General features: G+C 39.9%; 11 protein-coding genes. 9 read left to right on the top strand and 2 right to left on the bottom strand.

Annotated elements, in window-relative coordinates; all coding sequences use genetic code 11:
- Positions 1-73: 73 nt before the first annotated feature.
- The 6 genes from BTO23_RS09450 to deoD all read left to right on the top strand — a co-directional run bounded on the left by BTO23_RS09450 (position 74) and on the right by deoD (position 6,279).
- On the top strand, positions 74-1,330 hold the full coding sequence (locus BTO23_RS09450) for a NupC/NupG family nucleoside CNT transporter (protein WP_060992429.1): 1,257 nt from the start codon (positions 74-76) through the stop codon (positions 1,328-1,330).
- A 274-nt stretch (positions 1,331-1,604) separates the two neighbouring features.
- On the top strand, positions 1,605-1,775 hold the full coding sequence (locus BTO23_RS09445; protein WP_023604119.1) for a XapX domain-containing protein: 171 nt from the start codon (positions 1,605-1,607) through the stop codon (positions 1,773-1,775).
- A 263-nt stretch (positions 1,776-2,038) separates the two neighbouring features.
- Positions 2,039-2,815, top strand: coding sequence for a deoxyribose-phosphate aldolase (gene deoC, locus BTO23_RS09440; RefSeq protein ID WP_105063406.1), 777 nt, complete (start codon positions 2,039-2,041; stop codon positions 2,813-2,815).
- Positions 2,816-2,930: 115 nt separating this feature from the next.
- Positions 2,931-4,262, top strand: coding sequence for a thymidine phosphorylase (gene deoA, locus BTO23_RS09435; protein ID WP_105063405.1), 1,332 nt, complete (start codon positions 2,931-2,933; stop codon positions 4,260-4,262).
- A gap of 10 nt (positions 4,263-4,272) precedes the next feature.
- Complete coding sequence (locus BTO23_RS09430; RefSeq protein ID WP_105063404.1) at positions 4,273-5,493, top strand: phosphopentomutase; 1,221 nt, start codon at positions 4,273-4,275, stop codon at positions 5,491-5,493.
- Between the two features lie 69 nt (positions 5,494-5,562).
- On the top strand, positions 5,563-6,279 hold the full coding sequence (gene deoD / locus BTO23_RS09425; protein ID WP_060992425.1) for a purine-nucleoside phosphorylase: 717 nt from the start codon (positions 5,563-5,565) through the stop codon (positions 6,277-6,279).
- 64 nt (positions 6,280-6,343) lie between these two features.
- On the opposite strand, the gene BTO23_RS09420 is transcribed toward deoD, so the two are convergent.
- On the bottom strand, positions 6,344-6,940 hold the full coding sequence (locus BTO23_RS09420) for a YtjB family periplasmic protein (RefSeq protein ID WP_061012802.1): 597 nt from the start codon (positions 6,938-6,940) through the stop codon (positions 6,344-6,346).
- Positions 6,941-7,074: 134 nt separating this feature from the next.
- On the opposite strand from BTO23_RS09420, the gene serB reads away from it, so the two are divergent.
- Complete coding sequence (gene serB, locus BTO23_RS09415) at positions 7,075-8,043, top strand: phosphoserine phosphatase (protein WP_060992423.1); 969 nt, start codon at positions 7,075-7,077, stop codon at positions 8,041-8,043.
- Positions 8,044-8,103: 60 nt separating this feature from the next.
- Here serB and BTO23_RS09410 read toward each other — a convergent pair whose 3' ends face one another.
- Entirely contained in the window at positions 8,104-10,449 is a 2,346-nt protein-coding gene (locus BTO23_RS09410; protein WP_061004564.1) for a PilZ domain-containing protein, read from the bottom strand.
- Positions 10,450-10,567: 118 nt separating this feature from the next.
- Here BTO23_RS09410 and radA point away from each other — a divergent pair, with 118 nt between their 5' ends.
- A complete protein-coding gene (gene radA, locus BTO23_RS09405; protein ID WP_061004562.1) occupies positions 10,568-11,947 on the top strand; it encodes a DNA repair protein RadA in 1,380 nt (459 codons plus the stop codon).
- 193 nt (positions 11,948-12,140) lie between these two features.
- Positions 12,141-14,225, top strand: a complete 2,085-nt coding sequence (fusA, locus tag BTO23_RS09400; RefSeq protein ID WP_060992420.1) for an elongation factor G — start codon at positions 12,141-12,143, stop codon at positions 14,223-14,225.
- Positions 14,226-14,297: the final 72 nt, after the last annotated feature.

Genomic DNA, 14,297 nt, shown 5'->3' with positions numbered 1-14,297 from the left:
GTGCTTCAGTGAGTATAATCGCCCCCGCTAATTTGAAACACGCCAACAATCAATTTTAGGGAAACTTTTAACTATGAGCCTGTTAATGAGCTTGGTTGGGATTGTAGCACTGCTTGCTTTTGCAGTACTTCTATCTGATAACCGCAAAGCAATCAATCTACGTACTGTCGGTGGCGCTTTTGCCATTCAATTTATTTTAGGTGCATTCATACTTTATGTACCTGTGGGTCGTGATGTACTTTTAGGTGCATCTGAAGCGGTTGCTAATGTAATAAACTACGGTAACACTGGTATCGAATTCTTATTCGGTGGCCTAGTATCGGGTAAAATGTTTGAATTATTTGGCGGCGGCGGTTTCATCTTCGCACTGCGTGTTCTTCCTGTAATCGTATTCTTTGCATCATTAACTGCGGTACTTTATTACCTTGGTATTATGCAAATCGTGATTAACTTCCTAGGTGGTGCTCTTCAAAAAGCACTAGGCACTTCTCGTGCGGAATCACTTTCTGCTACTGCGAACATTTTCGTTGGTCAAACAGAAGCACCTCTAGTAGTTCGTCCATTCATTCCAAAAATGACTCAATCTGAATTGTTTGCCGTAATGTGTGGTGGCCTTGCTTCTGTTGCTGGTGGTGTGCTTGCTGGTTATGCTTCTATGGGCGTGCCTCTAGAATACCTAATCGCGGCATCATTCATGGCTGCACCTGGTGGTCTTCTATTTGCTAAAATCCTTAAACCAGAAACGGAAACTCCGGTTGATCAATTTGATGCTTTAGAGCAAAAAGGTGAAGACAAACCTGCAAACGTAATTGATGCAGCAGCTGCTGGTGCAGCAACAGGTATGCAACTTGCGTTAAACGTAGGTGCAATGCTTCTTGCATTCATCGGTCTAATCGCTCTAATCAACGGTATCCTTGGTGGTGTTGGTGGTTGGTTCGGTATGCCAGACATTACGCTAGAGCTTATTCTTGGTTACGTATTCTCTCCAGTTGCATTCTTAATTGGTGTGCCGTGGGAAGAAGCAACAATCGCTGGTTCTTTCTTAGGTCAAAAATTAGTAGTTAACGAATTCGTTGCTTACCTAAACTTTGCACCGTACCTAGCTGAAGGCGCTGAAGTCGTTCTTTCTGAGAAAACAAAAGCAATCATTTCATTCGCACTATGTGGTTTTGCTAACCTTTCATCTGTAGCGATTCTACTTGGTGGTTTAGGTAGCCTTGCTCCTGAACGTCGTCATGATATCGCTAAGATGGGTATGAAAGCTGTTGCTGCTGGTACATTATCAAACTTAATGTCTGCAACAATCGCAGGTCTATTCCTATCTCTATAATCATTATAGAGTAAGTTAGATACTTAAAAACCCGCATTCAATGCGGGTTTTTTTATATCTATGGAAAAGAAAAAATTGTGATGACTGAATGAATTTTTTTCACACTTTTTAAGTAAAAAGTTTGAGATGCAAACCGATTGCGTTACCAGATAGAAACATTCCCTCGAATTAATCTTGATATAATGAGACTCATAGCAAGGAGAAAGACAGCTAGATTTTGAAAATTAAACTACATTTAATGCATACACAAAAAGTAACTTGAGAGTGAATTATGTTGAATGAAGTTTTGTTATCAGTCTTTGCTGGTTTGATTGTTGGTGTTGTTTTTTCAGCAATTAAATTACCAATTCCTGCACCTCCAGTATTATCTGGCGTTATGGGTATTGTCGGTGTTTATCTTGGTGCAGTGGGGTATCAATGGATTATTGAACGTTTCTTTTCATAATCTAAGTGTCTTTATATGGAAACATGGTTTCACTAGTGCCTCTCGCGAAGTATTGATAAAATGAACCATGTTTCAACGGTGTCTCATGATGAGACGTTATACAGTACTGCTTCATGATATGAAGTAAGGACTGGCGGCAAAATGGATATTGATTGGGCGTTATGCGCTCAAGTCTTCAGGGAATCAAGTCCGCTCATTTGCTGTTGAACTTAATAAATGAACAGCAAAACTATCAAAGAATTTATTCTATTTTGGAGATAACAATGAGCGATTTAAAAGCAGCGGCACTACGTGCATTAAAATTAATGGATCTAACAACTCTTAACGATAACGACACAGATGAAGCGGTAATCGCATTATGTAAGAACGCGAAAACAGCAGTCGGTAATACAGCCGCTGTTTGTATTTACCCACGCTTCGTACCTATCGCTAAGAAAACGCTGCGCGAACAAGGCACACCAGAAGTACGCATTGCAACAGTAACTAACTTCCCACACGGTAATGACGATATTGCTATCGCTGTTGCTGAAACTAAAGCAGCTGTCGCTTACGGCGCAGATGAAGTTGATGTGGTATTCCCATACCGTGCATTTATTGCTGGTGACGAAACTGTAGGTTTTGAACTGGTTAAGCAATGTAAAGAAGCGTGTGGCGATATCCTTCTTAAAGTTATCATCGAAACGGGTGAGCTAAAAGAAGAAGCTCTTATTAAGAAAGCGTCTCAAATCTGTATCGAAGCAGGCGCTAACTTTATTAAAACCTCAACAGGTAAAGTGCCAGTTAACGCAACTCCTGAATACGCACGCATGATGCTAGAAGTAATTCGTGATATGGGCGTAGCTAAAACAGTTGGCTTTAAGCCTGCTGGCGGCGTTCGTACTGCTGAAGATGCACAAGCATATCTAGCAATGGCTGATGATATTTTAGGTGGCGATTGGGCTGATAATATGCACTACCGTTTTGGTGCATCAAGCTTACTGACTAATCTTTTAAATACATTAGAAGTAACAGAAGAAACAGCTGACCCATCAGCTTACTAGTTTCTCGTTACTTGATTTATAGCTAAAAAATAAATCGACTTAGGTGAGGCATTACCGTCTCACCTACCTCAACCCTACCTATATAAATTACCCAACCAAGATTGGGGAGGCACTAATGTATCTACCACAAGAGATTATTCGCAGAAAACGTGACAATAAAGTACTAACAACAGAAGAAATTAACTTCTTTATTCAAGGAGTTGCAAAAAATACCGTCTCTGAAGGTCAAATTGCAGCTTTTGCAATGGCGGTCTACTTTAATGAAATGACAATGCCAGAACGTATCGCATTAACGTGTGCAATGCGTGATTCAGGAATGGTGATTGATTGGAGCCACATGAACTTTGACGGACCTATTGTTGATAAACATTCAACAGGTGGTGTTGGTGACGTGACTTCGTTAATGCTTGGTCCTATGGTGGCTGCGTGTGGTGGCTATGTTCCTATGATCTCTGGTCGTGGTTTAGGTCATACCGGCGGTACATTGGATAAACTAGAATCTATTGCTGGTTACAATATTATGCCAAGCAATGAGATTTTTGGAAAAGTAACCAAAGACGCGGGTGTAGCGATTATTGGCCAAACGGGCGATTTAGCGCCAGCTGATAAACGTGTGTATGCGACTCGTGATGTCACAGCAACGGTTGATAATATTTCATTGATCACGGCCTCTATCTTATCTAAGAAATTAGCAGCAGGTTTAGACTCGTTAGTAATGGATGTTAAAGTAGGTTCTGGTGCATTTATGCCAACTTACGAAGCATCAGAAGAGCTTGCAAAATCTATCGTAGCAGTAGCTAATGGTGCTGGAACTAAGACAACCGCATTACTTACTGATATGAACCAAGTGTTAGCCTCTACAGCAGGTAATGCATTAGAAGTGCGTGAAGCGATTCGTTTCTTAACAGGAGAATACCGTAATCCTCGTTTATACGAAGTAACAATGGCACTGTGTGCTGAAATGCTAGTGATTGCTAACTTAGCAAAAGATGAAAAAGAAGCACGAGCTAAATTACAAACGGTATTAGATAATGGCAAAGCAGCAGAATGCTTTGGTAAAATGGTCTTCGGGCTTGGTGGTCCGAGTGATATTATTGAAAATTACGATAACCATTTAGAAAGCGCGCAAATTATTAAACCTGTATTTGCAGATAAAGCAGGGTTTGTTAATGCAATGGATACTCGTGATTTAGGTATGGCGGTTGTAGGCATGGGTGGTGGACGTCGTGTTGCAACCGATACTATTGATTATGCGGTTGGTTTAAGTGATATGATCCGACTTGGTCAAACTGCAGATATAGAACAACCATTAGCGATGATCCACGCACGCAATGAAGAACAATGGCAACAAGCCGCGGATGCTGTAAAAGCAGCAATCGTGATTAGTGATGAACAACCAGAAATGACTCCGGAAGTTTATCGCAAAATTCGCCCTGAAGATGTGTAAGGAAGAAAACATGAAACGTGCAATAATTTTAGTACTTGATTCATTTGGTATTGGTGCCGCAGGCGACGCTGAAAAATTTGGCGATGTAGGTTCAGATACTATGGGTCATATTGCTGAGCAATGTGATAAAGGTCTAGCGGATAACAGTAACCGTCAAGGTCCTTTAACTCTTCCAAACTTATCTAAGCTTGGTTTAGCGATGGCTGGTAAAGAATCTACAGGTCAATTTGCAGCAGGTTTAGACGCTAATGCAAAGATCATCGGTGCTTACGGTCATGCTGCAGAATTGTCTTCAGGTAAAGATACGCCTTCAGGTCACTGGGAAATTGCTGGTGTACCTGTACTGTTTGATTGGGGTTACTTTTCTGATAAAGAAAATAGTTTTCCAAAAGAATTAACCGACCGTATTCTTGCTCGTGCAAACTTGTCTGGTTACCTAGGCAACTGCCATGCATCAGGTACACAAGTACTGGATGATTTAGGTGAAGAGCATATGAAGACGGGTATGCCAATCTTCTATACCTCTGCTGACTCTGTGTTTCAAATTGCGTGTCATGAAGAGACATTTGGTTTAGATAATCTATTAACACTGTGCCAAATTGCTCGAGAAGAGCTTGCTGACTACAATATTGGCCGTGTTATTGCACGTCCATTTATTGGTGAAGGCAAAGGTAAATTTGAGCGTACTGGTAATCGTCGTGATTTATCACTAGAGCCACCAGCAACGACAGTGCTACAAAAATTAGTTGAAGAGAAGAATGGCCAAGTACACTCGATTGGTAAAATCTCTGATATTTATGCTGGTTGTGGCATTACGCAAAAAACAAAAGCAACAGGTATTCCTGCTTTATTCGATGCAACTAAAGACGCAATTGGAACGGCGGGTGATAACACCATCGTATTTACCAACTTTGTAGATTTCGATTCAGCATATGGCCACCGTCGTGATGTTGCAGGTTATGCAGCAGCGTTAGAATATTTTGATGGTCGTCTTCCTGAAATCATGGATATGCTGAAAGAAGACGATATTCTTATTCTAACGGCGGATCACGGCTGCGATCCAACATGGCCAGGTACTGATCATACGCGTGAGCATATTCCTGTTCTTGTTTATGGGCATAAAGTACCAGCGGGTTCATTAGGTCGTCGTGATACGTTTGCAGATATCGGGCAGACCTTAGCAGAGTATTTTGAAATCTCTGATATGGAATATGGAAAATCTTTCCTATAAAAATAATAAGCAGTAGAGTCCGCTCTGCTGCTTTTTTTCTATTTAAAGTTAAAAGAAAGGATACAAATTATGGCTACTCCACATATTAATGCTGAAATGGGTGATTTTGCTGACGTAGTACTGATGCCAGGTGACCCAATCCGCGCAAAATACATTGCTGAGACATTTCTTGATGATGTAGTTCAAGTGTGTGATGTTCGTAATATGTACGGTTTTACTGGAACGTATAAAGGGCGCAAAATCTCTGTTATGGGCCATGGTATGGGTATCCCATCATGCTCAATTTACATGACTGAACTAGTAAAAGATTTTGGCGTTAAGAAAGTTATCCGTGTAGGTAGTTGTGGCGCAGTTAATGAAGGCATCAAATTACGTGATGTTGTTATTGGTATGGGCGCATGTACTGACTCTAAAGTTAACCGTATTCGTTTCAAAGATCATGATTTTGCCGCTATTGCTGATTATGAAATGGTTCGTAATGCAGAGCTAGCAGCTCAAGCGCGTGGTATCGATGTAAAAGTGGGTAACCTTTTCTCTGCTGAGCTATTTTATACACCAGATCCGAGCATGTTTGATCTAATGGACAAATACGGAATTGTAGGTGTAGAGATGGAAGCGGCTGGCATGTACGGTGTTGCTGCTGAATACGGTGCAAAAGCATTAGCAATTTGTACAGTATCGGATCACATTAAAACCGGTGAGCAAACAACATCAGACGAGCGTGCAACAACGTTTGATGAAATGATGCTAATCGCACTAGACTCAGTATTACTTGGCGACAAATAACACCTATAAAGAAAATGTGTAGAAATAAAAAAGGCGATGAGGGTAACTTCATCGCCTTTCTTTTTTATGATTTTCCACCAAATAAGGTAGTAATAGGCTTACTTGAATTTTTACGTTTTCGAAGTAAAGCCATAATAAGCATTCCAGAGACTAAACTTATTGCTAGCATACCAAACATCAAACGGTCACTTTTGCGATAGTGATGATTAGCAAACCCTGTTAGCGTCGACTTTTCAAAGGTAATTCTTAAAAAACCCAGTAAATGGTCATTTTTTACAATCGGTTCAATCAGTTGTTGTCGACCAATCCCATCAATTGATAGCGGGGTATTCAAACCTGTAATTTGAGATGCAGTAAGTGCATTATCACTTTTAGCTAAAATTCCACCTTCTGCATCATAAATCGTCGCATCAAATACTAAAGATTCTTTAGCTAAGTTATTCGCCAGTAGTAATAATCCTTCGTGATTATCTTGTTTAATATTATCAACAGAGAAAAGAGCAGCTTGACGAGCCATAGTGCGGCTTAGGTCTTGTAACTGTTTATTTTGAATAACTTGGTTACTGTCACTGATCACCGTACTGTTGATTAAGATAAAGTAACTGAACGCCATAAGAGAAAGTAGCATTAGACCTTTGATGACAAAATTTTGAGACAACATTAATGAGCACCAGAGAAATTAGAATGTCGGAATTATACCCAAATTAAAGAAAAATAGCAGTTTATGTCGTTTGACTCTTGCTCATCTGCTCTTCAATCGGTATTTTTGAGACAGGATTAGTAAGGATACGAATCATGGATACGATAACCCCATTTTTAATTAAGAAAAACATACCTTTATTAACGCGTTTTTCATCAACGCTAGAAATAAGCCAACTTGATATCAAACAAACAGGTTGGGTAGTGTATGGATACCATTTATCCCCAGAACATTTTCAAGATATCGATTTCTTTGTTGGAGAACCATCTAAAATCATAGCGACTTGGAAAGTCGGCCACTATGAAGTCGCAGCCATAGCTGGAACAATTACCTCTGAACACAAAACGATTCTTGATGAACTAGAACTTGATTATGCTGAAGTAAAAGACATTCCAGATTTATCCAAACCGGGTATTATTTTATTTGATATGGACTCTACTGCTATAGAGATAGAGTGTATTGATGAGATAGCAAAGCTTGCCGGTGTAGGTAAACAAGTATCAGAAGTCACAGAAAGAGCGATGCAAGGTGAACTTGATTTTAAAGAAAGTTTGCTTCAGCGTGTAGGCACTCTTGAAGGGGCAGATGAATCAATATTAGCTCAAGTGAAATCAACGCTCCCATTTATGTCTGAAATTAGAGAACTTGTTGCTACTATGCATAAATACGGTTGGAAACCAGCTATTGCTTCTGGTGGTTTTACTTATTTCTCTGATTACCTTAAAGAAGAATTAAACTTAATACATGCCCAATCAAATCAACTAGAGATTGTAGACGGTAAGCTTACTGGGAAAGTGTTAGGTGATATTGTAAGTGCTGAAACTAAAGCTGAAATTTTAGTAGAACTAGCAGATAAATATGACATAGATATTAGTAATACTGTTGCTGTCGGTGATGGGGCTAATGATCTTGTGATGATGGAAGCTGCAGGGCTTGGGATCGCTTATCATGCAAAACTGAAAGTACAAGAACAAGCTCAAACTGCAGTGAGACATGCTGATTTAGGTGGGGTCGCTTGTATTCTGTCAGTTTCTCTTTTATTAAATAAAAAGTTGAGTTGGTAGATTTTCAAAGTAGAGGATTATTCAGTTAATTGTTGAATAATCTTCTACTTTTTTAAAAGCTCACCCTAACTCTAAACGTATAAGTACTTCATCTGTGATATCGGCTATTTCACCACAACCCACAATGCTTGATAGCTCATCTTCCAATGCCCTAGCGTAATGGATCGCATATTGAGCTAATTGACTTAGTTCTATTTCTGAGGTTGTTGATAGTGGGTTTTTAACCGCAGTAGTTGTTACTCGTATCGCTAAAAACTCACCATGCTCCTTGGCTTTTCTTATAAAAGTTAAGCGGTCATTATAAGATGAAAATTCTTGCAGCATTCGAGTGAATACGGATTTTATTTTCCCATCCTTAATGACGACAGCGAGGTAGATCTCATGATGATGTGAGCGCTGATTCGCAGGTGTTTTTAGTGGGTCAATGAGTAATCTCTGCACTCTTGATTTGAAAATTGGTTCTAGGTTTAAACTATGTTCATCCCCTAAATGCTGCCAAATTTTATTTAATCGATTAAGAGGAAAATTAACGCCAATGCATCGTGTTTTAATTTTATGATTATCCTTCTCAATAAAAAATGGTGTTGTCGTTAATTTTGTTAACAACAATTGATGCATGATTCTAAGCATATCCATTGATGGCAGTTGCTCATAATCCATAGGTAATCTTTCGATATTATGCTGAATTAAGCGACCTAGGAATGCCTTACTTTTTTGAGTTTGTAGATTATCTTCAATGTGTAATTGAATGTTAAGCCCATCTGATGCCACTTTTAATACGTGATAGCCAATGCGACTTAATGGCGTATTCTTGTCTAGATTTTGTAAATCATTAAACGTTATTTTTACGTCTGATTTTTTAGTTAATAGTGCTGGTTTATCTAATAAAATAGATAAACCATTAATAGAAATATCTAGAGTCCTACCCGTTATTTCTCCAAAACTAGGGTGATATAACGTAATTAATGTTTGATAATTGAATCTTGGTTCTGCTCGGCGCGGGGCTGAATCAAAATACAATGCATGTGCCTGACAAAGTGGAGTCACAGGGTGGCGATATGGGTTTAACGCTTTTGGTTCAAGGCTTGGCTTATCCGTTAATAGGTAATCTTTTTGTGTTTCAGGGAGATTAATTTCAGTTAAAATTCCCATGTGCGTTAGAGTCGAAAGTACGCCTTCCATCTCTGGAGCGACTGTGAGTAGTCTTTCTTTATCGCCTTTTGCCAATTCAAATAGTGAAAGGCGGATCACTTTCCAACTTTTTCTTTTTGCACCGATGTGCCAAAACAACTGACGCTCTTCTTGAGTTCCTTCAGATGACATCATGGAATAGAAAAGCTCTCGATCTTCATGATCATGCTTAAAACTATAAAAATGAGTACGGCTGGCTTTTAATCCTGGTTTGGTTAAAAACTGCATACGTTCAGATTTAAAAAGATGATTAATGACAGGTTGGTTTTTCTCGTCATGCCAATGCTTCCAAAGGGATTCATTGTGATCAGTAATAACGGCGTACTTTAAGCTGTCACCAGAGAAGAACAGAGGAATGTTTGTTGTATGCTTTAAGAAGCAATGCTCATAACCTTGAGTTCTTGCTCGCACTATTTGATCTTTTTGATCATGCTGAGTTCGACGCTTGTTCTTATTTAGTTTTTCGTCAATGGCTGTTGCAATGACATCATGATTGGCTTCCATTTTTAAGCGCAACCAACGGTAGCTATCGTTTTCTTCACTATCATGGATACCAAGAATACGATAAGGAAAGTCACCATTAAGATCTTTAATGCCGGTGTCTTTTGCAAGACTTGGGAAACTTACTTGAATAATTTGGCCTAAACCATATTCAAAAGCCGTCGGTACTTTAATTCGAGCACCAGAAGAGGATAAGTCGCTGCTTGTACCGTGAATAAGATTACCATTAGGTAATAACACGGTCACTTGAGTCGACATACGTAGGCGGTTTTCGCTACGAGTTAGATAATGCCCAAAACGAATCAATCTTGCTTTAAATAGATTACTGTCATTATGTTCATCAACAGCAGTAATCAGTTCTTTATTTTTATGTAGAACACGAAAGTTATTTCTAGTATTTGTTAATGCTGCCCATACACCTTCAGTGTAGCTACCATAGCGTTCGATTGTCTTATGATAAGTATTAATGGCAACATCATCTAACCAGTGAGTATAACCATCTAATTCATATTGATGGCATTGCCCTTTAACTCGACCGCGTAAATCAATGTTCTTTTTGCAAGGCGTCATGATGCGCTTCAATTCAATCTTTACGATTAAATGAACTGAAGGGTGTTCATGTGCCATAACTTGAGCGCAAACCAATTCAAAATCAGGTTCGCCAAAGACTGGGATAAGTTGATCTACGTAGCTTTGATATTCTTCTTGCTGCATGATTTCTGGTACAGTAATAACAATCTAATGGGGTTATCGGCTGAATGGCTAAAATATTTAACGTTAATGAGTTAAATAATAATACCCCTCACTTCAATAAAATTTATGTCGGTGATATATGGCAAAAGCAAAACGAGCCTACGTTTGTAATGATTGTGGGGCAGACTTCCCTCGTTGGCAAGGGCAGTGTAGCGCTTGTGGGGCGTGGAACACGATAACTGAAGTAAGATTAGCCGCGTCGCCTCAAGTTGCTCGTAATGAACGCTTGGTTGGGTATGCCGGTTCTAGTTCTGAATCTGAAGTTCAAGCATTATCAAGTATTGACTTACAAGAAGTCCCTCGATTTAGTAGCAGCTTTAAAGAATTTGACCGAGTGCTTGGGGGAGGGATTGTTCCCGGGGCGGCTATTTTGATTGGTGGTAACCCTGGCGCGGGTAAATCTACGTTATTACTGCAAACCATGTGTCGACTTGCTGCGGATATGCCAACGTTATATGTCACAGGTGAAGAATCTTTGCAACAAGTAGCGATGAGAGCATCACGCCTTGGTTTGCCAAAAGATAATTTAAAAATGCTTTCGGAAACAAGTATTGATCGAATTTGCAAAATTGCAGAAAAAGAAAAGCCTAAGATTATGGTGATTGACTCTATTCAAGTAATGCATGTCGATGATGTTCAATCTTCACCGGGCAGTGTTTCTCAAGTTAGAGAGTCAGCAACTACATTAACTCGTTATGCAAAACAAAATAATGTCTCTATTTTCCTTGTTGGACACGTAACAAAAGACGGTACATTAGCTGGACCAAAAGTACTTGAACACATTATTGACTGTTCGGTATTACTTGATGGCAGTGCCGACAGCCGCTTTAGAACATTACGTTGTAATAAAAACCGTTTTGGTGCAGTGAATGAACTTGGCGTATTTGCAATGACAGGACAAGGCTTGAAAGAGGTGAGTAATCCATCTGCGATTTTCTTATCTCGCGGTGAAGAGGAAACCTCAGGCAGTTCTGTAATGGTCGTTTGGGAAGGTACACGTCCGTTGTTGGTAGAAATACAAGCATTGGTGGACTATTCTCAATTATCAAATCCTCGCCGTGTCTCTGTTGGCTTAGATCAAAATAGATTATCCATGTTACTTGCTGTACTTCATAAACATGGTGGATTACAGATGGCTGATCAAGATGTCTTTGTGAATGTCGTTGGTGGTGTCAAAGTGGCAGAAACCAGTGCTGATTTAGCGTTGATAATGGCGTTATTATCTAGCTTTAAAGATCGTCCATTACCAAAAGATGTGGTGGTTTTTGGTGAGGTAGGCCTAGCTGGCGAAATTCGTCCTGTTCCTAGCGGGCAAGAGCGTTTAATGGAAGCTTATAAACATGGTTTTAAACGCGCTATTGTTCCTGCTGCTAATATGCCCAAAGGGGGTATTGAAGGCATGCAAATACATGGTGTGAAGAAGTTATCAGAGGCGATTGATGCCTTCGATGAACTATAATCGATAATAATTACGAATTTTCACTATTCTTTGTATTTGAAATTGTGTAAATTCGACTATAATTTGCCATAGCAGAAAGTAAGCAGGGGTTAATTGGGCTAAATTCTATCCAAAAATAGAACAAAGCATATACCAATTGGCAGTTTATGTTATACTCTGCGCGCATTTTCTATCCTATTAATAGAGTAAAACAATGACTGATTTATCAAAATACAGAAATATTGGTATTTTCGCGCACGTTGATGCGGGTAAAACTACCACAACTGAACGTATCCTAAAACTTACTGGTCAGATCCACAAAACTGGTGAAGTTCATGATGGCGAATCTACTACTGACTTCATGGAACAGGAAGCTGAGCGCGGAATTACTATCCAATCAGCAGCTGTAAGTTGTTTCTGGAAAGATCACCGTTTTAACGTTATCGATACTCCTGGACACGTTGACTTCACAGTTGAAGTTTACCGTTCTCTTAAAGTACTTGACGGTGGTATCGGTGTATTCTGTGGTTCTGGTGGTGTTGAACCTCAATCAGAAACTAACTGGCGTTACGCGAACGAATCAGAAGTTGCACGTATTATCTTCGTTAACAAACTAGACCGTATGGGTGCTGACTTCTTCCGTGTTGTTAAGCAAACTCAAGACGTACTAGGTGCTAACCCACTAGTTATGGTTCTTCCTATCGGTATCGAAGACGATTTCGTTGGTGTTGTTGACCTTCTAACTCGTAAAGCATACGTTTGGGATGACTCTGGTCTTCCTGAAAACTACGAAATCACAGATGTTCCTGCGGACATGGTTGATCAAGTAGAAGAATACCGTGAGATGCTAGTTGAAACTGCTGTTGAGCAAGACGACGATCTAATGGAAGCTTACATGGAAGGTGAAGAACCTACTATTGAGCAACTAAAAGTATGTATCCGTAAGGGTACTCGCACAATGGATTTCTTCCCTGCATTCTGTGGTTCTGCATTTAAGAACAAAGGTATGCAACTAATCCTTGATGCTGTTGTTGATTACCTACCTTCTCCAACAGAAGTAGATCCTCAACCGCTAATGAATGAAGAAGGCGAAGAAACTGGCGAACACGCTATCGTTTCTGTAGACGAAACATTCAAAGCACTAGCATTCAAAATCATGGATGACCGTTTTGGTGCCCTAACTTTCGTTCGTATTTACTCTGGTAAATTGAACAAAGGCGACACAATTCTTAACTCATTCACAGGTAAAACTGAGCGTGTTGGCCGTATGGTTGAGATGCAAGCGAATGATCGTAATGAATTAACTTACGCACAAGCTGGCGATATCATCGCTATCGTTGGTATGAAAAACGTGCAAACTGGTCACACTCTTTGTGATCCTAAGCACCCAGTAACACTTGAGCCAATGGTTTTCCCTGTACCAGTAATCTCAATCGCAGTAACGCCTAAAGATAAAGGCAGTACTGAGAAAATGGGTATTGCTATCGGTAAAATGGTTGCAGAAGATCCATCTTTCCAAGTTGAAACTGACGAAGAAACTGGCGAAACAATCCTTAAAGGTATGGGTGAACTTCACCTAGACATTAAAGTTGATATCCTTCGTCGTACATACGGTGTAGACCTTACTGTTGGTCAACCTCAAGTTGCTTACCGTGAAACTATTACTCAACCTGTTGAAGATAGCTACACGCATAAGAAACAATCTGGTGGTTCTGGTCAGTTCGGTAAGATCGACTACGTTATGAAACCAGGTGAAGTTGGTTCAGGTTTTGCATTTAAGTCTTCTGTTGTGGGCGGTAACGTTCCTAAAGAATTCTGGCCTGCAATCGAGAAAGGCTTTAAAGGCATGATGGATACTGGTGTTCTTGCTGGTTTCCCTGTTCTTGATGTTGAAATCGAACTTCTAGATGGTGGTTTCCACGCAGTCGATTCATCTGCAGTAGCATTTGAAATCGCAGCGAAAGGTGCATTCCGTCAATCTATGCCAAAAGCTGGTGCTCAACTTCTAGAACCAATCATGGCTGTAGACGTGTTTACTCCAGATGATCACGTTGGTGATGTAATCGGTGACCTTAACCGTCGTCGTGGCATGATCAAAGACCAAATGGCTGGCGTAACTGGTGTTCGTGTTAAAGCTGACATCCCTCTTTCAGAAATGTTTGGTTACATCGGTTCACTACGTACAATGACTTCTGGTCGTGGTCAGTTCTCTATGGAGTTCTCTCACTACGCACCTTGTCCAATGAACGTAGCAGAGCAAGTAATTGCTGACGTTAAAGAAGCTAACGCTAAGAAGTAATTCTGGCTAACGCTCTTTAATTAAAAAAGCCCCGTAAGTGCAAACTTACGGGGCTTTTTGTTTTTAATCGAT

Origin of the sequence: Aliivibrio sifiae (assembly GCF_002954715.1) — a bacterium.
Taxonomy (GTDB): domain Bacteria; phylum Pseudomonadota; class Gammaproteobacteria; order Enterobacterales; family Vibrionaceae; genus Aliivibrio; species Aliivibrio sifiae.
The sequence above is the reverse complement of the archived record's forward strand: the minus strand, read 5'-3'. Positions and strand labels throughout refer to the sequence as shown.